Source organism: Bradyrhizobium sp. CSS354 (assembly GCF_029051725.1).
Lineage (GTDB): Bacteria > Pseudomonadota > Alphaproteobacteria > Rhizobiales > Xanthobacteraceae > Bradyrhizobium.
Genome location: NZ_JAACFU010000005.1, coordinates 372,239 through 394,001, shown reverse-complemented (window position 1 = coordinate 394,001; position 21,763 = coordinate 372,239). Strand labels below are relative to the sequence as shown.

At 63.4% G+C, this 21,763-nt stretch carries 16 protein-coding genes; 4 read left to right on the top strand and 12 right to left on the bottom strand.

All coding sequences use genetic code 11. The annotated features are described in order from the left end of the window. Positions 1 to 105 precede the first annotated feature (105 nt). The 7 genes from cckA to flgB all read right to left on the bottom strand — a co-directional run bounded on the left by cckA (position 106) and on the right by flgB (position 6,312). A complete protein-coding gene (gene cckA, locus GWG67_RS14680) occupies positions 106 to 2,688 on the bottom strand; it encodes a cell cycle histidine kinase CckA (protein ID WP_275170015.1) in 2,583 nt (860 codons plus the stop codon). 154 nt (positions 2,689 to 2,842) lie between these two features. Then, a complete protein-coding gene (gene flhB, locus GWG67_RS14675) occupies positions 2,843 to 3,922 on the bottom strand; it encodes a flagellar biosynthesis protein FlhB (RefSeq protein WP_275170014.1) in 1,080 nt (359 codons plus the stop codon). A gap of 11 nt (positions 3,923 to 3,933) precedes the next feature. After that, entirely contained in the window at positions 3,934 to 4,704 is a 771-nt protein-coding gene (fliR, locus tag GWG67_RS14670; RefSeq protein WP_275170013.1) for a flagellar biosynthetic protein FliR, read from the bottom strand. Positions 4,705 to 4,721: 17 nt separating this feature from the next. Further along, positions 4,722 to 4,985 carry a flagellar biosynthesis protein FliQ gene (fliQ, locus tag GWG67_RS14665; protein WP_007612284.1) on the bottom strand — a complete coding sequence of 88 codons (264 nt, stop codon included), beginning with the start codon at positions 4,983 to 4,985 and terminating at the stop codon, positions 4,722 to 4,724. A 153-nt stretch (positions 4,986 to 5,138) separates the two neighbouring features. Beyond that, on the bottom strand, positions 5,139 to 5,447 hold the full coding sequence (gene fliE, locus GWG67_RS14660) for a flagellar hook-basal body complex protein FliE (RefSeq protein WP_275170012.1): 309 nt from the start codon (positions 5,445 to 5,447) through the stop codon (positions 5,139 to 5,141). A gap of 16 nt (positions 5,448 to 5,463) precedes the next feature. Continuing rightward, positions 5,464 to 5,889 carry a flagellar basal body rod protein FlgC gene (gene flgC / locus GWG67_RS14655; protein ID WP_027567607.1) on the bottom strand — a complete coding sequence of 142 codons (426 nt, stop codon included), beginning with the start codon at positions 5,887 to 5,889 and terminating at the stop codon, positions 5,464 to 5,466. Positions 5,890 to 5,907: 18 nt separating this feature from the next. Next, positions 5,908 to 6,312: a flagellar basal body rod protein FlgB gene (gene flgB / locus GWG67_RS14650; protein ID WP_275170011.1), complete on the bottom strand. Its 405-nt coding sequence runs from the start codon at positions 6,310 to 6,312 to the stop codon at positions 5,908 to 5,910. Between the two features lie 350 nt (positions 6,313 to 6,662). On the opposite strand from flgB, the gene GWG67_RS14645 reads away from it, so the two are divergent. From GWG67_RS14645 to GWG67_RS14635, 3 genes are all read left to right on the top strand, one after another. Then, entirely contained in the window at positions 6,663 to 7,634 is a 972-nt protein-coding gene (locus tag GWG67_RS14645; protein ID WP_275170010.1) for a flagellar biosynthetic protein FliO, read from the top strand. After that, positions 7,631 to 8,392, top strand: a complete 762-nt coding sequence (gene fliP / locus GWG67_RS14640) for a flagellar type III secretion system pore protein FliP (protein ID WP_275170009.1) — start codon at positions 7,631 to 7,633, stop codon at positions 8,390 to 8,392. Before GWG67_RS14645 ends, fliP begins: the two co-directional genes overlap by 4 nt. 187 nt (positions 8,393 to 8,579) lie before the next feature. Beyond that, positions 8,580 to 9,785 carry a multidrug effflux MFS transporter gene (locus tag GWG67_RS14635; RefSeq protein ID WP_275170008.1) on the top strand — a complete coding sequence of 402 codons (1,206 nt, stop codon included), beginning with the start codon at positions 8,580 to 8,582 and terminating at the stop codon, positions 9,783 to 9,785. Between the two features lie 286 nt (positions 9,786 to 10,071). Here GWG67_RS14635 and GWG67_RS14630 read toward each other — a convergent pair whose 3' ends face one another. The 3 genes from GWG67_RS14630 to GWG67_RS14620 all read right to left on the bottom strand — a co-directional run bounded on the left by GWG67_RS14630 (position 10,072) and on the right by GWG67_RS14620 (position 15,627). Continuing rightward, positions 10,072 to 13,818, bottom strand: coding sequence for a tetratricopeptide repeat protein (locus tag GWG67_RS14630; protein WP_275170007.1), 3,747 nt, complete (start codon positions 13,816 to 13,818; stop codon positions 10,072 to 10,074). A 216-nt stretch (positions 13,819 to 14,034) separates the two neighbouring features. After that, entirely contained in the window at positions 14,035 to 14,865 is an 831-nt protein-coding gene (locus tag GWG67_RS14625; RefSeq protein ID WP_275170006.1) for a tetratricopeptide repeat protein, read from the bottom strand. Positions 14,866 to 15,000: 135 nt separating this feature from the next. Next, a complete protein-coding gene (locus GWG67_RS14620; protein ID WP_342761035.1) occupies positions 15,001 to 15,627 on the bottom strand; it encodes a FecR family protein in 627 nt (208 codons plus the stop codon). A gap of 417 nt (positions 15,628 to 16,044) precedes the next feature. Between GWG67_RS14620 and GWG67_RS14615 the strand changes: the two genes are divergently transcribed. After that, positions 16,045 to 20,187 carry a VCBS domain-containing protein gene (locus tag GWG67_RS14615; protein ID WP_275170005.1) on the top strand — a complete coding sequence of 1,381 codons (4,143 nt, stop codon included), beginning with the start codon at positions 16,045 to 16,047 and terminating at the stop codon, positions 20,185 to 20,187. A gap of 21 nt (positions 20,188 to 20,208) precedes the next feature. On the opposite strand, the gene GWG67_RS14610 is transcribed toward GWG67_RS14615, so the two are convergent. Continuing rightward, positions 20,209 to 20,406 (bottom strand): hypothetical protein, encoded by a 198-nt coding sequence (locus tag GWG67_RS14610; RefSeq protein WP_275170004.1) that lies wholly within the window; start codon positions 20,404 to 20,406, stop codon positions 20,209 to 20,211. 598 nt (positions 20,407 to 21,004) lie between these two features. Continuing rightward, complete coding sequence (locus GWG67_RS14605; RefSeq protein WP_275170003.1) at positions 21,005 to 21,763, bottom strand: MotE family protein; 759 nt, start codon at positions 21,761 to 21,763, stop codon at positions 21,005 to 21,007.

Here is a 21,763-nt window from a genome sequence, read left to right as displayed (position 1 = left end):
ATTTGGCGGCGGCTTGGCCGGGTGTGCAAAGGAGCCGCGGTCGCGGGTTACCGGTCGCTTTGGCGACGGGAATTCCGCTTTGCCGTCATCATTGCGTTGAGGCCCTCACCCCGCCTTCGCCATCGTCTCCTTCACGGCCGCCACGAGCTGGCTGAGCGTGAACGGCTTGGGCAGGAAGTCGAACTGCTGGCCTTCGGGCAGGCTCTTCTCGAACGCGTCTTCGGCGTAACCGGAGACGAAGATGAACTTGATGTCGGGGTTCTTCTCGCGCATCGCCTTGAGCAGTGTCGGGCCGTCCATCTCCGGCATCACGACGTCGGACACGACGAGATCGATTCCGCCGCTCTGTTCTTCCAGCACCTCCAACGCCTCGACGCCATTCTCGGCCTCGACCACGGTGTAGCCGCGAGAGCGCAGACCGCGTGCGTTGAGCGCGCGCAGGCCCTCTTCGTCCTCGACCAGGAGGATGGTGCCCTGTCCGGTGAGATCGGTGCGGGGCTTGGCGTCCGCCGCAGGCCCGGCGTCCTTCGCGGCACCATTGCTGGCGCCAACGACCGGCGCCGGCTGCTCGACCTGCACCTCCGGCTCGGCATGATGGCGCGGCAGGAAGATGTGGAACGAGGTGCCCTGCCCCGGCTCCGAGTCCACGTAAATGAATCCGCCGGTCTGCTTGACGATGCCGTAGACAGTGGAGAGCCCGAGGCCGGTGCCCTTGCCGACTTCCTTGGTCGAGAAGAACGGCTCGAAGATCTTGTCGCGGATATCGGCGGGGATGCCGGTACCGGTGTCGGCGACCTCGATCCGCACGTAGTCCGCGGCCGGCATGCCCTTGTAGGCCAGCCTGGCCGCTTCCTCGGTGGTGACGTTGGCGGTGCGGATGATCAGCTTGCCGCCGTCGGGCATGGCGTCGCGCGCGTTGACCGCGAGGTTGACGATGACCTGCTCGAACTGGGAGACGTCGACCTTGACCGGCCAGAGATCGCGGCCGTGGATGGTCTCATGCTTCACCTTCTCGCCGATCAGGCGGCGCAGCAGCATGGCGAGGTCGGAGAGCGCATCGCCGAGGTCGAGCACCTGCGGCCGCAGCGTCTGCCGCCGCGAGAACGCCAGCAACTGCCGCACCAGCGTGGCGGCCCGCGTCGCGTTCTGCTTGATCTGCATGATATCCTGGAACGACGGGTCGGTCGGCTTGTGCGCGTTCAGCAGGAAGTCGTTCGCCATCATGATGGCGGAGAGCACGTTGTTGAAGTCGTGGGCGATGCCGCCGGCGAGCTGGCCGACCGTCTCCATCTTTTGCGACTGGTTGATCTGGTTTTCCAGCGCGCGCCGCTCGGTGGTCTCGAGCATGTGCACGATGGCGACTTCCGCATCGTTCTCGGCCGCGTCCACCGGCGTAACGAAGAACTGGCCCCAGCGCTCTTTGGTTCCTTCGAGCGCCACTTCGACCGGCGCGACGTCGGCTTGGCCCTCCGCGGCCTGATTGATGGCCGCGATCAAAAGGTGCCGGTCGCGCGAATTGACCGCGCGGAAGATCGACTTGCTGGCGCTATCGAGCCCCAGCGCCTGCCCGAGCTTGGCGTAGCGCGCATTGGCGCGCACGACGTTGCCGCCGCGGTCGACGGTGGCGATCGCCATCGGGGTATGGTCGAAGAAGCGCATGAAGCGCACTTCGGCGGCGCGATCCGGATCGCTGCGCTCGTCGCGGGCACGGCTGATCACCAGCGTTCGCGACGGGCCCGGCGCGCCGTCGGCGCCGAAGGCGAGCTTGTGATAGAGCCGCACCGGCATGGTCTTGCCGGTGCGCATGCGCAGGTCGATGTCGAAGACTTCCGTCTTGACTTCGCCCGGCACCGCCACGATCGCCGTGAGCAGCGAAGCGCCATCGCCGGAGACGATGTCGGTGAGCTTCAGCCCGCCCGAGCCGATCTCGGCGAGGTCGTAGTCGAGCCAGTTCGCCAGCGTCGCGTTGACGTAAGCGAGCTCCCCGGCCGGATTGACCGAGAAGAAACCGCAGGGCGCGTGATCGAGATATTCGATCGCGTGCTGGAGTTCCTGGAACACGTCCTCCTGGCGCTCGCGGTCGCGGGTGATGTCAGCGATCGACCACACTGCGTATCTCGTCTCGCGCTTGCCGGTGCCGAGGGGCCGCACCCGCATGCGCAGCCAGCGGCCCTGGCTGCCGTCATTGCCGGAGATGCGCACCTCTTCCTGCTGCCGCTTGCCTTCGCGCGCGGCTTTCAACAGGCGGAACACCGCCTCGGAGACGTCGGGGTTGCCGATGAAGACGCGCTCCACGGGGCGCACGTCCTGCGGGCCGGCGGCGCCGGTCAGCGTCAGATAGGCCGCATTGGAATAGACCACATGGCCGCGCGGGTCGGTCACGGCGAGGCCGTCGAAGGCGTGGTCGGCGATGCGCCCCATCACGGGATCGTCGAGATTGCGATCGACGAAGCGGATGATGCCGGCGGCGAAGGCAAACAGGTTGAACAGGCCGACCATCGCCAGCACGGCGAGGATGCCGAGAATATAGGGCTGGGCCTGCGCGCGCCCGAGCGTCATCAGCCCGACGGCGACGGCGACGAGGCCGGCAGCCACCAGCAGCACCAGCGCAATGCTGCCCGAGCGCGGCGACGGCTCGTGCGCCGCAACGGGCTCGCGTGTGAGGTCGTGGTCGGTCTCGGCAGTCATCTCAAGCTGGCACAGCCTGTCGGCAGAGAATCAACGCGCTACAGGGCGCGCAGGGTCCTCCCTGCCTGAATCGGACCCGCAGGCGCAAGGGCAGCAGGGGCGAAAGGTACGCTGATTCCCAGATTACGGCCATTTCCAGTACTTTTCAGGGGTTTTATTGCCGGCTGGCGCCAAATCCGCTCTTCAGACGCATGACGTAGCCGATGACTTCGGCCACCGCATGGTAGTGCTCGGTCGGGATTTCCTCGTCGATCTCGACGGTGGCGTAGAGCGCGCGGGCGAGCGGCACGTTCTCGACGATCGGGATGTCGTGCTCGCGCGCGATCTCCCGGATCTTGAAAGCGAGGTTGTCGACGCCCTTGGCGACGCAGATCGGCGCAGACATGCCGCGCTCGTAGGACAGCGCGATCGAATAGTGGGTCGGGTTGGTGATGATCACAGAGGCCTTGGGAACCGCCGCCATCATGCGCTTCTTGGAGCGCTGCTGGCGCAGTTGCCTGAGCTTGCCCTTGATGTGCGGATCGCCTTCGGACTGCTTGTACTCTTCCTTGATCTCCTGGAGCGACATCTTCTGCCGCTGGAACCAGCTGCGATACTGGAAGAAGTAGTCGCCGATGGCGATGATCGCGAGCGCCGCAACCACCGCGCCGAGCAGGTGAATGGTCAGGCTGGTGGTGGCGCCGAGCATGGCGGCCGGATCGAGCCTGACCATCGCCTCCATGCGATGCCGTTCCGGCCACAGGATCGTGGTCATGACCGCGCCGAGCACGATCAGCTTGCCGAGACCCTTGAGGAAGTTTGCCGCCGCTTGCTTGCCGAAGATGCGCTTGAGGCCTTCGGCAGGCGACAGCTTGCTGAACTTGGGCTTGAGGGATTCGGCCGACCAGACCAGGCGGTGCTGCAGCATGTTGCCGGCAATTGCCGCCAGCACCAGCATCAGCAGCGGCACGCCCATCGCCGCCAGCACCGCGACTTCGATCTGCTGCATCAGGGCGAGCAGCGCCCTGCCGTCGGTCTTGATCATCCAGGAATTGGCGATCAGGTTGCGCATCGGCGCCAACAGCCCGCTGCCGACCGATCCGGAGAAGCTCGAGACCACGAGCGTGGCGCCCGCGATCATGAACCAGGTGTTGATCTCCTGGCTCTTGGCGACGTCACCGCGTTCGAGCGCCTCTTCGAGACGTTTTTGCGTCGGGTCTTCTGTTTGACTCTCTGGATCGTTGTCTTCCGCCATCGATCACCCGGTCACTTGAGTGGCATCATCTGGTGCATGACACCGATGAAATAGTCGAGATAGGTGCCCATCATCGCCGTGAGCACGACGGCGAGCACCAGGAAGCCGGCGAAGATCGAGAGCGGCACGCCTACGAAATAGACCTGCATCTGCGGCATCAGCCGCGCCAGCACGCCGAGCCCGATGTTGAAGACGAGGCCGAACACCAGGAAGGGTCCGGAAAGTTGCAAGCCGAGGCGGAACGCGGCGGCAAAGGCGCGCGTCGCCAGCGCGGCGATATCGCCGCTCGACACCGTCTCGCCCGGCGCGAAGATCGTGTAGCTGTCATTCAGTGCCGCGATCACCAGATGATGGCTGTCGGTGGCGAACAGCAGCGTGACCCCCAGTATCGTCAGGAAGTTACCGACCAGCACGCCCTGCTGCCCTTGCGTCGGATCGACCGAGGTGACGAAACCTAGCCCCATCTGCTGTGCGATCACGGAACCGGCAACCTGGAGCGCCGACAACGTCACCCGCGCGGTCGCCCCCAGCACGATGCCGATCACAATCTCATGCAGCATCAGCACCAGCAGCGGCGCGATCGAGCCCATGTCGACCTGATAGGCGTTGCGATGCAGCGGCAGGATGATCAGCGTGAGCAGCAGCGCGATCGACAGTTTGATCCGTGTCGGGATATTGGTCTCGCCCAGCCCCGGCAACAGCATCACCATCGCGCCGACCCGGGCAAAGGCGAGCATGAAGGAGGCGGCAAGCGCCGGCAGCAGCGAGACGTCGATGCGCATGACGGGCGCATTGTGCCTCAGCCGCCGATGATTCGCGACGATATCCGCAGCATGTGGGAATGCAGCGCGTCGGCCATGAACGGCAAGGCCAACAGCATGGTGGCAAAGATGGCCAGGATCTTCGGCACGTAGATCAGCGTCTGCTCCTGGATCTGCGTCAACGCCTGGAACAGCGACACGACGACGCCGACCACGAGGCCGACCACCATCAGTGGCGACGACACGATCACGATGGTCCAGATCGCATCGCGCGCGACGTCGAGGGTTTCCGGTCCGGTCATTTCGCAGTTCCTTTATTCAAGTCTCATCCGCACCGCTCGGTGAGGACCGCACGAACTTCTCCTCGTCATTGCGAGCGTAGCGAAGCAATCCAGACTGCCACCGCGGAAAGATTCTGGATTGCTTCGCTACGCTCGCAATGACGACGGAGAAAATCAGATCGGCATCTTCATGATGTCTTCATAGGCCGCAATCACGCGGTCGCGGACCGAGACCAGCGTGGACACGGCGACGTCGGTGTCTGCGACCGCCGTCACCACGTCCATCACGTTGGCCTTGCCGGCGGCCATCGCCACCGTCTGCGCATCGGATTTTCGGCCGGACTCCAGGACGCTGCCGACAGTGTCTTTCAAAAGGGAGGCGAAGGACTGCCCGCTCGGCTCGCTGCCCTTGCCGGCGCCGCTGCTCTCCAGCACGCGGGCGAGGTTTGCATAGGCGTTGGCGGCAATTGTCGGTGTTGCCATGGTTCAAATGTCCTGTTCAGCTCTTGAGGATGTCGAGGGTGCGCTGGATCATCCGGCGCGTCGCGCTGATGATGTTGAGATTGGCCTCGTACGACCGCTGCGCGTCGCGCATGTCGGTCATCTCGACCACCGAGTTCACGTTCGGATATTTGACGTTGCCGGTCGCATCCGCCGCCGGATTGTTCGGCTCGTATTTGGTGCGGAAATTGGACTGGTCGGGTTTGATCCTGCCGAGGGTGACGACCTGCGCGTCGAGTGTGCGGTCGAGCGCGGAGGAGAAGGTCGGCACCTTGCGCCGGTAGGGATCGCCGCCAGCGCTTTGTGATGTCGAATCCGCGTTCGCGATGTTCTCCGAGATCACCCGCATGCGCCCGGCCTGCGCCCGCAGACCGGAGGTCGCGATCGCCATCGAACGGGCAAAGTCGCTGCTGTCATTCGCCATGATGCGCTTCCTCTAGCTCTAGCCTTTGCCGATCGCGGTCTTGAGCAGGTGCAGGCTCTTCGAATAGAGCGAGGTCGCCGCCGCATAATCCATCTGGTTGCTGGCGGCCTTCATCATCTCCTCTTCGAGATTGACGGCGTTGCCCGCGGGGCGGGTCTCAAAACCCGCATTCTTGTTCTGGTCGAATCCGGAAGCCGCGCCTGACGGCGCCATGTGGGAACCGCTGGTGCGGGTGAGCGTCAGGGGGCCCATCGAACCCGTGACGGCCCCGCTCTTGTCCAGCTGCGGCTCGACGAGGTCGCGCGGCCGGAATTTGGGCGTGTCGGAATTGGAGACGTTCTCGGACAGGACGCGCTGGCGCTCCTGGTGCCATTGCATCTTGGTGCGAAGCGCCGATAGCACCGGAAGATCGTTGATGGACATCGTTGCGGCTCCTTCCGCCTCGCAGGACCCATGGACCGAAGCTAGGCAGAATTTGCCGCCTGTATGGTTAACAGCTGGTTAAGGAGTCGCAGGCAGTTGTCCCCCGCCGGGACACGAATGCGCGCACCCCGTGATTCTACGCCTCCAAAAGCGGCATTAACCCAACCGCTTGGCGGTGCGTACACAGGCCAAGAAGTCGTTTTGGATCGAGCGATTCATGGGTTATTAAGAGTTGGGGACGGCAAAACTTGCCGTGGGACGTTAAGAAATCGCAGTTTGGGGCAACGTAAGCCGGTGGTTGGCGCATCTGACCACGGGCCCGAGAAAAGCGCCATTTGTCGGGGACAAGTATGCAAGGCAGCCCTATCACCTTCATCGTCGCGTTCATCGTCGTTCTGGGGTTGATCGGCGTCGCTGCATGGCTGGTTCGCCGATTCGCCACCAGCCGGCTCGGCGCCAACACCCAGCGCGGCCGGATGCCCCGGCTCGCCGTGATCGATGCCGCCGCGGTCGACGGCCGCCGCCGTCTGGTGCTGGTCCGGCGTGACAATGTCGAGCATCTTCTGATGATCGGCGGCCCCACCGACATCGTCGTCGAACCCAACATCGTGCGTGCAGCGCCCGGCCGCGACCAGCTCCCGCAGCGTCCCAATGCCGCCGAGCCGCCGCGTCTTGCACCGATGCATGATTCCAGCAGCTGGGCCGACGAAGCACCGCGGCCCGAACTGCTCGATCATCCCGAGCAGCAAATGCCCGAGCCGCCACCGCGGCCCGCGCGCCCCTCCTTTGCCGACGAGGTGCGCCGGCCCGCTCCCGGGCTGGCCGAACGCCGCAACGAGCCGCCACTGGCCGGCTTCGGCTCCGAGCCGATCGCGCCGCGCCCCGAGCGCGAGCTGCGTCCCGAACCTGTTCCGCCGCGCGTTGCGCGCAACGAACCCCCTCTGATGCCGCGTCCGCCGCGCCAGAGCGAGCCGGTGAAGGCGCCTCCAGTGCGCGCCGAGCGCGTAGCCGCTCCTCCTCCGCCTGTGCCGCAGGCCCCGCCCGTTCCGCCGCCGGCGCCCGCTCCTGCGGCGCCATCGAGCGCCGAGCAGAATCTCGCCGAGATGGCGCAGCGGCTCGAGGCTGCGCTGCGCCGCCCCGCCGGCGAGACGCTTGCCCCTCCGGTCGCCCCGGAGCCCCCGGCCGCTCCTCCGCGTGTGGCCCGTAGCGAGCCGCCGGCACCAGCGGCCCCTGCCGCAAAGCCGGCTCCGGAAAAGACCAGCTTTGAAAATCTCGAAGACGAGATGGCCTCGTTGCTCGGCCGTCCGAAGCCGTCTTCGTGAGTCTGCCGGCCCTCCCGCGTAGAGTTTTTCTTCTTTCTGTCCTGATCGGCGCGGCTTCGCTCGCGATGCCGGCGCATGCGCAGGACATCAGCATCAATCTCGGCGGCGGAGGCGCTGGCGGTGGCGGCGTCACCGAGCGCGCGATCCAGCTGATCGCGCTGCTGACGGTGCTGTCGATCGCACCGTCGATCCTGATCATGATGACGTCGTTCACGCGCATCGTGGTCGTGCTGTCGCTGCTGCGCACCGCGATGGGCACAGCGACCGCCCCGCCGAACTCGGTGATCATCGCGCTGGCGATGTTCCTCACCTTCTTCGTGATGGGACCGGTCCTGCAAAAATCCTACGACGAAGGCATCCGTCCGCTGGTCGCCAATCAGCTCGGCGTCGAGGACGCGCTTCAGCGCGCCTCCGTCCCCTTGCGCGGCTTCATGCAAAAGAACGTGCGCGAGAAGGACCTCAAGCTGTTCCTGGATCTCTCCGGCGAGCCGCCGCCCGCGACCCCCGACGAGCTCGGCTTACGCATCCTCGTCCCCGCTTTCATGATCTCGGAGCTGAAGCGTGCTTTCGAGATCGGTTTTCTGCTGTTCCTTCCCTTCCTGATCATCGACCTCGTCGTCGCGTCCGTGCTGATGTCGATGGGCATGATGATGCTGCCGCCCGCGACCATCTCGCTGCCGTTCAAGCTGATCTTCTTCGTGCTGGTCGACGGCTGGTCGTTGGTGGCGGGGAGCCTGGTGCAGAGTTACGGGGGGTAGCGAGCCTGGGGAGCGGTCAGCGACCCCATCCCTCTGGCCCGAGGTTTGTAGGCGTGCACTTCAGCTTACCAGCGCAAGGCGGACCGTGAGCGCGTTCGGCGGTTCGTGACATACCGGAATATGCTCAGGTTGCGCATTCAATGGGTCGTTGATATGATGGTTATCATTCATTGATCCGAAGCGGCTTATGACCAGCAACGTCGAAAACCGTCCGCTCGCTCGAGTCGTGCCGCTTGGTCTTCAGGTCGCCGTTCTTGCTGCGTTGTCTGCGAGTGGCACGTTGGCCACCAACATCCTGTTGCCTTCGCTACCGAGTATCGCCGTCGCGGTAGGCGTCTCCAGCGCTCAGGTAACGTCAGCTATCACCATATTCCTAGCCATGTTCGCGGTCGGACAACTTGTTGTCGGTCCGTTGTCGGATCGTTTCGGCCGGCGCGTACCCGTGATGATCGGGTTTGCTGTATTTTTCGCAGGTAGCATATGGTGCGCGTTAGCCAATGATTTGGCGGCACTATTGATGGGTCGCGTTGTGCAGGCCGGTGGCGCATGTGCCACGTCTGTCCTTTCGCGAGCTATCGCAAGAGATCTCTTTCAGGGCGAACAGCTAGCGCGTGTGCTCACCTTTGTTATGGTTGCGATGGCAGCGGCGCCCGGATTCTCGCCCCTGGTCGGTGGCGCGCTGGATCATTTTTTTGGCTGGCGTTCAGCATTTGTGTTCGTCGGTATCTTCGCCGTCGTCGCTGCTTCAGCATTTCTTGCGGCTTTCGGAGAAACGCACCACGCGCCACGCGCCGAGTTCAATTCCTCGACGATCGCCAAGAATTACTGGTCGCTATCGACTGACCGCCGTTTCTTGGTTCCTGCCGCAACTGTTAGCCTCATCTTAGGTGCGCTGTTTGCAATGTTTTCGGCGTTGCCGCGTGTCTTGATAGAAGGCCTCGACTTCACGCCCATGCAACTCGGCCTGTTCTTCGCAGGCACTGTCATGATCGTCTTTAGCGCTGGCATTATCGCAACAAAAATTGTTCCGCATCTTGGTCTCGACCGATCGATTTGCATCGGCCTCGCGCTGGCCTGTGTCGGTGGCGGCATGGTGTTGCTATTCGCGCTTTTCGACGGCCGCTTTTTGCCATTTCTTGTCGGCGCATGCGTATTCCTGCTAGGCATGGGCATGGTCAATCCGCTCTGCAGTGCGCAAGCTCTTTCGCCATTCGGCGATCGCGCCGGTGCTGCCTCCGCCCTGTTGGGTTTCTGGCAGATGTTGGCCGCGGCGCTGGGGGTATCGCTTGCGGCGGTGACCGCAAGGAACCCCATGATCGGGCTTGGTCTCGTGCTAGTGCTTGCCTCGACCTTGGCCTCGGCAATCTATCAGGTGCGGGTAAAGCTCAACTAAGCCCGTTAAGATCGCTTCCTGGCCCTTAGCTGCTTCCCTGTTTCTACGCCCTAAGGTCGGTTTGCGGAGCATATGTTTCTCACAATGGACCTGAAGCCCTCAGCCGACTAGCAAAGGCAAACGGGCCATTGTCCGGTCTCAAAGACTGAATGGACGTGGCCTAGGTCCGCGGGGCTGATCGGGTTGATGAGTACGCGCCCCTGGGCGATAGTCTTCGGCCCCTCCCCGTCACTTCGAGGAGCTTGCTCACGGGCGCCTGTCGCGAGGCCCAGAAGGAGCAGCGATCCTACCGCGTCATCTTGATCTGCCGCACCACCGGGATCGTGGGCAGCGAGCCGGTGTGGTCGGACTGGTCCTTGGCTTGCGGCGAGGCCGGCGCCCGCGCGGTTGCGTCGGGGAAGCGCTGCTTCATCTCGCGCAGGAAGCCGTCGAGCGTGTCGACGCTGGCAGCCAGCTTGGCGATATCGGCGAATTCAGCGCTGGAGGCGCCGGTCGGTTTGCTCGCGATGTCGAAGGCGAGCCGATCGGCGCTCTCGCTCATCAGCGGCGCATATTTCTCGCGGAAGCGCGACATGCCGATCGAGTCGTCGGCGAGCGCATACCCGACGGCGGCGCGGATGATATCGCTTTTCTCCACCGCATTGAGCGGCTTGAAGTCGCGAAAGCGCTCGCCGTAATAAAGCTCGATCTGCTCGGCGGATTCGCGCCAGCGCCGCGCCGCCCAGAAGATGTCCGAGCGCAGCCGCAGCACCTCGCGCCCCGTAACGTTGGAGACGATGTCGAGCGCGAGGTCGTGGCGGCCGACGTCGCTCTGGGCACGCGCCTCCAGCAGCAGGCGTTGCTGCCTGAGTTCACCTGAGAGGTCGCTGATACGGCTCGCGCGCAACGCCGTGATCGCCATGTCGGGTCTGCGATTGGCCAGATAGATCATGGACAGGCGCGCGGCGACTTGTGCACGCGCCGCGCCCTCGAGGCGGTGGTCGACCTGGTATTGCAGGAGCTCGGCGGCCTGATCGAGCAGATCGATCGAGGCAAGACGGTCGGAGAGGCGTCGGATCAGTTCGTCGCCGCGGCGGCCGATCGGCGTCAGCTCGCGGAACTCGTAGAACATCCCCAGCGCTTCGATCGGCGGCAGCTCGTCGCCCTTGGGCCCTAGGAAGATCTGCGTGAACAGGTCGGAGGCGAGATCCTGCGCCTGGCGCGAGGCTTCCGCGTTCGGCTGCAGCTTTGTCGCGGTGCGCGCCGCGGTGAGCGCGTCCCGGTAGCGCCCGTTCTCGGCGAACATCTGCGACAGCATTTGGAGCGTCTTGACCTCGATCGAGTCGCCGCGCCAGGTCATCGCGAGCGTTTCGAGCTCACGCAACGCGTCTTCCTTGCCGATCTCGTCGCGCTTCTGCCGCAGCGCGACTTCGAGCTGCTTGGCCTCGGCCGCAGCCGGCCGGTCCGACGAGCCGGCCGCGAACTTGTAGTCGTCGAGCGCGTCCTTGTCGTGGCCGAGCGCCTCGGCGAGCCGGCCGCGCAGCACGGCGAAGCCGGGCGCGGCCTCGGGCGAAACGCCGACCACCTCGAGCTCGCTGCGGCGCTTGGAGGCGCCGGCATAGTCCTTCACCTCGAGCGAAGCGCGCATCGCCTCCATCGTCACGATGCGCTGGACGTCGAGCGGCAGCGAGGCGATGGCGAATTCGACGTTCTTGAACTTCTCGCGCGCGTCCGCCCATTTGCCCTGGCGCGCATAGGCGAGCGCCTTCCAGAGCTGGGAATCGTGGCTGTTGCCGATCACGGGATTGGCGAGGTCCTTCAGGCCCTGTGCCGGCCGGCCGATCAGGATGCTCGCGATCGCATGCATGATCAGCGCACCGCTCTCCTCCTTGTTGAGGGGATCGGCCAGCATCAATTCGGTGACGGCCTTGGCCTCGTGATACATCGCGCGCGACATGTAGAATTGCGCGAGGTCGAGCCGCGGCAGCGAACGCATCGCCGGTTCGACGCTGGAGATCGCGGTGATCAGGTCGTTCTGACGCGCGATGAAGTTTTCCGACTGGCCCTTGCGCCAGCCTTCGGGGCTGAAGACCGGCCGCACTGCGGTCGGCGCGCGCTCGGCCGAGATGTCGACCGGCGACAGCGTCAGCCCGCCCTTCTTGCCGAGGATGACCTTGTCGGCCCCGACCTCGACGCCAACCTCGTCGGAATTCGGCCGGATCGCGATGCCATGCGCGGATTCCAGCAGCGCGAGATCGACGAGGTCCTGCCGCTTGATGAAGCCGCGCACCGGCCGTTGCGCGGTGACGACATAAAGCGTGTCGCCGGCATCGGGATCGGTGAGCTTGTGCAGGAGCCCCGGATTGGCGAAGGGGATCGCGATGTTGGCGAGCGCCGGGTCGGTGATGTTGCGCGAGATCATCAGCGGCAGCGGCGTCGCCTGGATTTTGTCGGCGAGGGTCAAGAGCCAGTTGGTCTGTTTGCCGACCTCCTCGCTCGTCAGCGAATAGACCAGCGGCCGGGTGAGACGGATGCGCACCGCCTGTCCCTTCTCGAGCGGGACGCGGCCGACCTCGCCGATCATCGCACCGCCCCTGGTGCGGATTGCCTCGACGTCGATCGGCTTCGCCGTATCGAACACCAGCCAGACGGTGTCGCCACGGCGGAACGCCGCCGCAGGCGTTGCGACCTGAAGCGGGAAGGTCACGCGCAGGCCGTCGCTGTCGCGACGGACATCGACGCTGGCACCAATCGGCTGCGGCGCGGCGGACGCCTCTGCTGGCGCGGCCTTGACCGGCTCTTTGACGGGCTCCTTGGCAGCTTCCTTCACGGCCTCCTGAGGCGCTTCGGCCATGACCGGCTTGGCAGGCGCGACCGCAGTTTCTGCAACTGGCGCGACAGTCTTTGAAACTTCCTTGGGCGCTTCCTTGAGCGCTTGCGCAGCGTGCGCGGCTTCGGACGCAGGAGCCGGCATCGGCTTCGGCGCTTCAGCAGGCTGCATGGCGGCGGGTGCTTCCGGCTTCACCTCGGGCTTGACGTCGATCCTGGCTTCGCGCGCGATCGTCTCGGACGTCGGTGGCGCGATCTCGCGCTGCGCCTCCTTCGGCTTCTCGACCGCCGGCTTCTCGGGCGCAGGCGCCGGTCCATGAGCGGCGGGCTTGGCCTGCGCGATCGCAGCCTCCGCCGACGCGGCCATCTTGCCCTTGTCCGGCTGGAAGGAGATGTCGACGACGTAGTTCTTCTCGTCGCGGAACGAATGCACGTCGGAATCGCCGATCAGCGCAATCTCGACACTGGTCTGGTCGATATCGGCCTTCTGCTTGATGGAGGCGACGTTCGGCGGCGCCGCGACGACCGCGTCCGCCAGATCGAAATTGAGGTTGGCGTTGAAGGCGAGCGTGAGCTTCTGCTCGTTGAGCACGGAGGATACCCCGACTCCGTCGGGCATCTCGAATACGAAGCGGACGAAGGTCGGCTGCACCGAGGCGCGCACGCGGATCTGCGGACGCTTCTTGCTCTCCGCCGCGGCGCGCTGGGCGCGCAGCGCGCGTTCGGCGACGCGCGCGCGCTCGGCGAGTTCCTTGACCACGTCCATCGGCAGGCTCGGCGGCGGCCCCTTCCAACCCTCCGGCAAGAGGTCGATGAAGGTACGTTCGCCGGCATTCATGGTGTTGACGGTGACGCGCCGCGCCAGCGACAGGCGGATGGCGCCGCCATCGGGATCGCGGCGGGCGGAGTTGACGTAGTCGGGCGCGCCTTCCGGGACGCGGTCGACGGGAACGTCGACCGGCCGGTCGAAACGGATGACGAGAATGGAGCCGGCCGTCGTCACCTCGGAGGGGACGTCCTCTCCGAGCTTGATCACGAGACGGGCAAAGCCGCCGCCGGCCGAGAAAGTCGCCTCGCCCCGGATAGCATCGGCCGCCGGGACAGGCGCCGTGAAGCCGATCAGCAGGCCGGCTGCCAGCAGCGGCGCCGCGCAGACATGACGCGACAGGCCCTGCGCCAAAGCGCGGGCTCGCGACCACAATCCATCGGCAGCCTTCTGCGCCATTGGCAGCATTTCTTCCGGTCTGACAATCCAAGCCGGCCATCGCGCCGGCCGGTGCCATTGACTGTAGGTCTCGCCAATTAAGGACTTGTTAATGCTATATTTTGATTGGGGCCGCACGCCCTGCCGGATCGAGCGTGGTCGGCCCCCAGCTTTGGAGTTGAGACGCAGGCGGTTAAGGAGTTGTTAACACCCACGCAACAGCGCCGCCGCGATTTGTCAATCGTTAGACGGCACTCCATAGCGGGCAAAGTCCTCGCCAATTCCAGCGTCGATTCTTCTTGCCGCGCTAATATCGCTATCGCCGCCAGCTCTGTCGCCGAGCTTAAGTCTGGCAACTCCGCGGCCATAGAGCGCATGTGCCAGCTTGGGCGCGAACCGCAGCGCAAAATTGTAGTCGTCGATAGCCGCGGAGAATTGCCCCATTTTCAGGTTTATCAGAGCTCGCGAATCGTATGTTGCGGCATTGTTTGATCCCGATTCAAGCGCCCTATCGCAGTCTTCCAGCGCGGCCCGCAAGGCGCCGAGGACGGCTCGGGCCCAACAGCGTCCGCTCCACACCGCCTCCAGATTCGGATCGAGGCGAATTGCTTCATCATAGTCCTGCGTTGCACGGTCGTACGCATTCCTCTTCAGGTAGGCTGCCGCACGGTTGGCAAAAGCAGCGCCATAGTTTGGGTTGAGCTTGAGCGCCTCCCCAAAAGCGACAAGGGCCAGGTCGTGCGCGCCTTTCCTCAGATAAGCCACGCCGAGGTTGTTGAAAGCTTTCGCATAATCTGGATTGAGCCTGGTCGCTTCAACCAAATCACTGATCGCGCGTTCATAGTCGGTTTTGGCGCTGTAGGCATTGCCCCTGTTGTTGTGAGCGACAGCGAAGCCGTTCGCCGTCCCCTCGCCCGCATCGATGAACGCCGTGCAGCCATCGATCCGAGCTTCGGGCAATACGCGATCTGAGCCGTTACACAGTTCAACATTCTTGAGCGAACTGACCTTCTTCGGCTTCTGCGCTAAAGCCGACGGACCGGACAGCACAATGACGAAAATGAGCATCACTGTCTTGATGACACTGGCTCTTGCGATCATTTTCAAACCAAGCGTTTGACTGCGTGAACGAAGGGCTAACCCTGGGGCTCTCTGCCCGGCCGGCATTGCGGGTATCACGGCGCTTCGGAACGAGCAAAGTTCTCAACATCCCCGACAGATGTTGAGTCTGCGGTTGCTGCTTCGATCGGGCTCCGCTGCTGCGGATGCCGGCGGCTTCTTCAGGAGCTTGCTTTTGCCCTCTTCGATCAGGGTCGAGAATTTGACTGACCCATCATCCGAAATCTCGATATGCGGCGTCGTGCCTCGGATTCCTAGCGTGGCGACGGGAGTATCGACCTTCATGTCGCCGGTCTTTGCGACACTGCCAGCGACAAACGTGAACGTTCCCCTGGTGAGATTGAACAGCGTCGCATTAGACTTGCCGTCCGGCTCGTACACATAATGATCCAACACCATACGGGCATTGCTCGACAGATTGAACGAGGTGCCGTCCGTAAAGTTGATGCCGATTCGGCCGTCGGCCCCGGTCCGCACCACGTCACCGAGATATACGGGATCGCCCGTGTTGGCCCGGCCGGGCTCACCCGAGACATTCGCCTGAACGATCACTGCGCCCGCATGCTCGATCGAGACCGAGCCTGTGGCCGCCACTACCTTACCAATGGGTTTCGATGACGAGCTAACGACGGCGGGCTTGGCGGAATCGATTTGCGCTCGAGCCGCACTCGGCAGGAAACTGACAAGCGCCAAAACAAAGCTGGTCGCCAATGCGGCTATCATAGATCTGCACATGATCCACCCTTTCTGAGAAGATCTTGTCGCTGTCGTCGGCCCATTTTTTGAACCGCGAAGCCTAGCTGCCACAAAATATCATATATAATTCTTGTTTAATTTGTTTTATCGTTTTAATTTATCTCCAGGGTTACGGAAACGCCACAAATTAAATGCTCCGCGTTTGTAAATTCAATCACTTTTGACGGGAGGGCAGGGCACGGCGGGGATCGGAAGTACGCGTCGCTGTTCGCTGCGCAATGCGCCTCTCTCTAGAGCAGACTTGATTAGTTCGGCGGGCAAGCCTTCGGCTGCTGGCGCCCAGGATATTTGTTGTCCCTAGGCGAGGACGGAGCCGAGCAAGACCATGGCAGCGCGCCGAGCCTGAATCGATCACCCAAGCGAGGTCGAGCCATGTCAGTTGCGTCCGGCATCCAGGTTGGGAACGAGGCCGCCATAGCCCTGTCCGTCCCAATCATCGGCCACATTCATACAGTGATCGGTTGCGGTACGCTCAGGCGAGCCAGCGGCGTCGCCACACAAGCCGTAGCTGGTGCGCCGGTCAACCGGGCTGACGTGATAGAAACCGGTGCCGACGGACAGATTACAATTCGCTTCATCGACGGTACTCTTTTCAACCTGGCCTGCGGCACTCACGTCGCTCTGAGCGAATTTGTCTTCGAAGCCGAAGGCATATCACATTCGGCCTTGCTCGACGTGAGCCGAGGGAGCTTCGGTTTCGTGCCAGGCCGGCTGGCAGAAGCCGGGTCGCTCCGGCTGAATACGCCAGTTGCAGGCATTCGCGCCCGGGGCCACGCGGGCGGTTTCGGGATCCTGACGCTTGCAGCCTTGACTTTCTCCGCCGCTAAAAATGGCGAGGCCGCGGACCCGGATGTGACAATTCTGGATGACGATTCCATCACTTACAAGGACCTTGCCCACGGCGCATTCGAGCTCGTGACGAAGGAGCCGATCCCACGGCACATCATCGTCGAGGATCCCGGCGAGACGATCGTGCTCAAAAAGGTGGGGTCCTCGGTCAGCGTAAACCAGGTCACGAACACTGCTGCTCACATGGAGGAGTTGAGGGCCGCGCAACAGGACGCGCTCGCCAATCTTCAAGGGCAAGGACCCCACGGGTCGGGCACACCCCCCTTCGTCAAATCCCAGCCGCTACAGCCGATCAATTTCATTCCGCCCGAGGCTCCCGCACTGCAAGATCCGCTTGCGCATGCCCCGCCGTTCATCATCCCTGTGCCCCTGATCATACATGCACCGCCGACGCTGAGCATCGGAGCCGGCCCGGCCGAACTCGATACCGTGGTGTTTGACACATTCACGGCGACGAGCGGGACGTTCACCGCGAGCAGCAACGATAGTGATGCCAAGCTGACCTTCGGCGTCATCGGGGCGAGCGCCGGCAACACGGTTATCGGCGGAGTGACATACGATCTGTCGAAGACAGATCCCTACGGGGCGCTCTACGTCAACAGCGCGAGCGGCGCCTATACGTTCGTGCCCAACAGCGCCGCGATCAACGCGCTGACGGCGCCCACGACCGAGAGCTTCGTGGTGACTGTTTCCGACGGATCCGCCTCTGTCAGCCAGACCTTCACGATCGCCATTAACGGCGTCAACGACACCGCATTCATCTCCGGAACCACGACCGGCTCAGTTGTCGAGGCTGGCGATATCACCAACGGAACAGCCGGCACGCCGATTGCGAGCGGTACCCTCACCGACACCGACGTCGACGATCCGCCCAATACCTTTAAGGCAGTGAGTTCGCCAGCAACGAGCACCAGTGGCTATGGCACCTTCACGATGACCGCAGCCGGCGTGTGGACCTACACGCTCGACAACACCAATAGCACAGTGCAAGCGCTCGATTCCGGCGAGACGCTGACCGACAGCTTTACGGTGACCACGATCGGAGGCACGGCCCAAGTGGTGACGATCACGATCCACGGCGCCAGTGACGCGGCGATCATCTCCGGCGCGGCAACCGGTGCTGTGATCGAGGCTGGCGGCATCGCCAATGCAAACCCCGGCACCTCCACCGCGACCGGCACGCTCACCGACACTGATGTCGACACGACCGCAAATGTTTTCACGGCAGTCGGCACGGCAACGGCGAGCGCGGCCGGCTACGGCACCTTCACCATGACGGCGGCGGGCGTGTGGACCTATACCCTCGACAACGCCAACCCTGCAGTGCAGGCGCTCAATGCCGGCGAGACACTGATCGATACGTTCACAGTGACCACTCTGGACGGAACTGCCCAGGTGGTGACGGTTACCATCCACGGCAACAACGATGCCGCCATCATTTCCGGCGCCACGGCCGGCTCGCTGACCGAGGCCGGAGGCGTTGCCAACGCGACACCAGGCACGCCGAGCGCAACGGGCACGCTCGTTGCCGCGGACGTTGACAATACGTCCAATACTTTCACACCCGTGAGTTCGCCCAAGGCAAGCACGAGCGGTTATGGCACTTTTGCGATAAGCGCCGCCGGCGTGTGGACCTACACGCTCGACAACGCCAACGGCGCGGTACAGGCGCTCAATGTCGGCGGCACACTCATCGACAGTTTCACTGTAACAACCCTCGATGGAACGCCGCAGGTGGTGACGATCACCATCCAAGGCACCAACGACGCGGCCGTCATTTCCGGCACTACGACCGGCTCGGTGACCGAGGCAGGCACTTTCTCGGCCGGGCTTCCCCTCGCGACCGGCACGCTCACCGATACAGACGTCGACAACCCGCCGAACACCTTTACCGCGGTCTCTTCGGCTACCGCGAGCGACGACGGCTACGGCACCTTCGCCATGACGGCAGCCGGCGTATGGACTTACACCCTCGACAACAACAATAGTGTGGTTCAGTCGCTTGAGGTCGGCGACACGTTGACCGACACCTTCGCGGTCACTGCCATCGATGGTACGACGCAGGTGGTGACCATCGCCATCCATGGCGCCAGTGACGCAGACCCCAACGATTTTGATTACTTGGCCACCGGATCTGTCGTGATCTCGGATCCCCCCAACGTGTATGGAACGCCGGGGGGCGAAACCATCGCGGGCGGCGGCGACACAGGTCAGATCATCTACGCCGGGGCCAGCAGTGATACCGTCAACGGCACCGGCAAAGCGGACGTTCTCTACGGCGGCTCCGGCAATGACACAATCAAAGGCAACGATGGGGATGATACCATCTACGGGGGCTCGGGCAACGATACAATCAACGGCAACAACGGCAGCGACACCATTACCGGTGGATTTGGTGCGGACCAACTCACCGGCAGCAATGGGAACGACCGCTTCGCTTACTTGTTCGTAGCCGATTCCAAAGCAAGCCAGTACGACACCATCACCGACTTCGCATCGGGGGCCGACAAGATCGACTTGACCGCTTTTGGCGCGCTTGGGTTCGTCATCTTGGCCTTGAGCTCAACCAGCACGGCCGTGCCGGCACATGCGATCGCCTGGCTCTATGACAGCGCTGCTAACGAAACCATCGTATACGTCAATCCAACGGACCAGACCCTGCACATCGGCGATTCCAGTCTGCTCGAAATCCATTTGCAGGGGATCGCAACCATCGACGCGGCGGACTTCATCCAGGCACCGGCGGCGGTACCTGTGATGGCGAATGCCGGCGAGCTGCTCGACCTCACCGCAGCGGCGCAGAGTGACGCGCTTGTCGTGACGGCAACCTCTTCCGGGGGCTGGTCCGATTCCACGAGCGGCGACGGCACGCTCCTCGCCGACGGGAGTTCGACAATCCAGTCGATCTACAGCCTCGATTCGAGCTGGGTCCAGATCGGACGGACCGACCATTCCAGCCTCTCCGGTTCAGACGGGGAGCAAACGTACGCAACCGAAACGCCCTACAGTGACGCGTTAGCGCCCGCAGCCCTCGGAATGTCCACGATCTTGCAACACGTGGCCACACCGACGGACAGCAGCTTTGTCTTCGATCACTGGGCAAAGCTCGACACGGACACGACTGGCAACCATGGCATGACCGCCGGAACCGGCCAGATGCCTGACATCGCTGTCGCCGCGCTGAATCTTGCTCACAACGCCGCCGACCAGCAGACCGGCCTCGGCCTTCAGCCAGGGAGTGATGCCCGGGATCATAGCGACTTGTACCCGGAACACGCCGCCAATGCCCACGGCCATAACAGCAATGACGAGGCAAACATTGCGCTCAACCCGGGCGCTCCGAAGTCGTCGACCGGCGGAGTCGACCATTCGCCCTCAAGCAAGGCGGCCGAGCAGCACGAGCAGCCCCATGCAGCGGCTGGGTCAATACCTGCCGATTCCCCGCAGCTCGGCGACTCATTCCAGTTCAAGGATGACACTTCGCAGGGTTCACAGCATGGTGCAGTGCTGGATCATCTTTCAGACCTCGCCCGTCATCACGACCACACTGGAGGCACCCACGGGTCCGAGTTGGAGTCCTTGTCTGAAGCATCCCTGCTCGATGTTGATCCACCTTACGGGGCAAGTGCAGTTCACGGCCATATGTTACACGATCTGGTCGTGTGACGCCGTAAGCCGACCGCGTCTTCAGTGTCGCTTGCCGGCGCCATCCGGCGCGGAGGAATTCTCTCCATCGAGACAAGATTCGTCATCGTTGCTTTCGCCCTCTTCGGGCGGCGCTGTATGCTGGTGACTTAGGGTGGATGTCCAGGCGGACGTCATCGCCGCTATGAGGAGACGGTTGACGGCCTCAATGACGCGTTCTCCCGCGGACGAGTAGTTCATGGCCTCCTCCTGCGCTGCTGATTGCGAATGGTGGAAGCCTAGGACGAAGTCTTAACGCGTCACTGTACGCCACCTCACATCTGCGCGCGTCAACTCATCGCAGTCTCAGAAGGTGCCGCCTGCTGCGTCTGCATCCGCGGCGGGAGCTTGGATCCGCGGCTTCGATGAGTTGCTGAGCGCGCGCACTCACAACCTCCGAGGAGTTGCGGTTCGCGAGCGACTCTGAATCAGATGCGATCTCGGCGAAGAATCGATTGGTTAGCTTGGGGGGTAATCAATGAGCGGAGAAGCCGGTTGCATTGTATGTAGCAGGGCGAGAGCGGTCGTCGCAGTCGTTCCGATCGCCAGAGGATATGCCCTGAAAGTATATGAATGTTCCTGTTGCCATAGCACGCTGCAGCTCGTGACTCGTATCACGAAGGCCGCGCTGACCAAGCAGCAGTCTCGGATTCTTCCTCGTGGGGAGAAGCAGTTGCGCCTCGCTGGCCGCAGGGTGCAACCGGCGCTCGTGAACTAGACACGCGAGCCTCTCGCTCGGCCTCGCTGAAGCACCGCGGAATAGCGCGCGGGTTGCCGAAGCACGCTTCGACTTGAGCCCTCAATTCGGCTTTTGGGTCGGCTTGCCGTCGATCTTGGGCAGCTCGCCGGCCGAGGCGGACTGATCGCCGCCGCCATTGGCCCGACGGGCCATCTCGACCGTCAGCCGCTCGGCGGCCTCCGGGGACATCAATCCCATGATGTCCGACATTTTTCGCGGCGCGATCTGCGAGGCGATCTCGATCAGTACGCCCATCTCGAGCCGGTCAAAGACCCGTGCGGCGTCCTTCGGCTTCATGCCCTCATACATGGTCACGAGGCCCTTCATGCGCTGGGCTTCGGCGGCCTTCTGCTCGGCCTGCGTCGCGGAGATACGAGTTTCTACCGCCTTCATCTCCTCGACCTTGTTTTCGATGCGCTTCTCCGCGGATTTCAACAGGCTCTCGCGGATGTCGATCTCGCGCTGGCGGGCCTCGATCTCCTGGCGGCGCGACTGCAGGCGTTCCAGGATCGCGTGCTCCGAGGCGGAGATCTGCGGCTGGGCTTCCTCCCTGACCGCGGCGCCTTCGGACTTGGTGTCCGGTGCGGCCGGCTTCGGCGCCTCCTTCGGCGCGCCATGGGTCGAGCCGGTGATATCGGGATCCTCACGGCTGGCCGGGAAGTTCAGATTCTCCTGCGCCCAGGACTTCTTGGTCGGCCCCGACTTGTAGTCGAAGACATAGCCGCCATTGATCACAAGACCCGTGACCTTCAGCGTGGCGAGGCCAGCGACGGCAACCAGCACGATCGGAATGACGCGGATGTTGCGAAAAGACTTCAT

Bases quoted from the DNA above. Each gene is read 5' to 3' on its own strand.
- GWG67_RS14630 (WP_275170007.1), bottom strand. From the start codon at position 13,818: ATGGCGCAGAAGGCTGCCGATGGATTGTGGTCGCGAGCCCGCGCTTTG.
- flgC (WP_027567607.1), bottom strand. From the start codon at position 5,889: ATGGCGAATGACAGCAGCGACTTTGCCCGTTCGATGGCGATCGCGACC.
- GWG67_RS14635 (WP_275170008.1), top strand. From the start codon at position 8,580: ATGACCAGCAACGTCGAAAACCGTCCGCTCGCTCGAGTCGTGCCGCTT.
- GWG67_RS14625 (WP_275170006.1), bottom strand. From the start codon at position 14,865: ATGCTCATTTTCGTCATTGTGCTGTCCGGTCCGTCGGCTTTAGCGCAG.
- GWG67_RS14605 (WP_275170003.1), bottom strand. From the start codon at position 21,763: ATGAAGTCTTTTCGCAACATCCGCGTCATTCCGATCGTGCTGGTTGCC.
- GWG67_RS14615 (WP_275170005.1), top strand. From the start codon at position 16,045: ATGTCAGTTGCGTCCGGCATCCAGGTTGGGAACGAGGCCGCCATAGCC.
- flhB (WP_275170014.1), bottom strand. From the start codon at position 3,922: ATGGCGGAAGACAACGATCCAGAGAGTCAAACAGAAGACCCGACGCAA.
- fliR (WP_275170013.1), bottom strand. From the start codon at position 4,704: ATGCGCATCGACGTCTCGCTGCTGCCGGCGCTTGCCGCCTCCTTCATG.
- fliQ (WP_007612284.1), bottom strand. From the start codon at position 4,985: ATGACCGGACCGGAAACCCTCGACGTCGCGCGCGATGCGATCTGGACC.
- flgB (WP_275170011.1), bottom strand. From the start codon at position 6,312: ATGTCCATCAACGATCTTCCGGTGCTATCGGCGCTTCGCACCAAGATG.
- cckA (WP_275170015.1), bottom strand. From the start codon at position 2,688: ATGACTGCCGAGACCGACCACGACCTCACACGCGAGCCCGTTGCGGCG.
- fliE (WP_275170012.1), bottom strand. From the start codon at position 5,447: ATGGCAACACCGACAATTGCCGCCAACGCCTATGCAAACCTCGCCCGC.
- GWG67_RS14645 (WP_275170010.1), top strand. From the start codon at position 6,663: ATGCAAGGCAGCCCTATCACCTTCATCGTCGCGTTCATCGTCGTTCTG.
- GWG67_RS14610 (WP_275170004.1), bottom strand. From the start codon at position 20,406: ATGAACTACTCGTCCGCGGGAGAACGCGTCATTGAGGCCGTCAACCGT.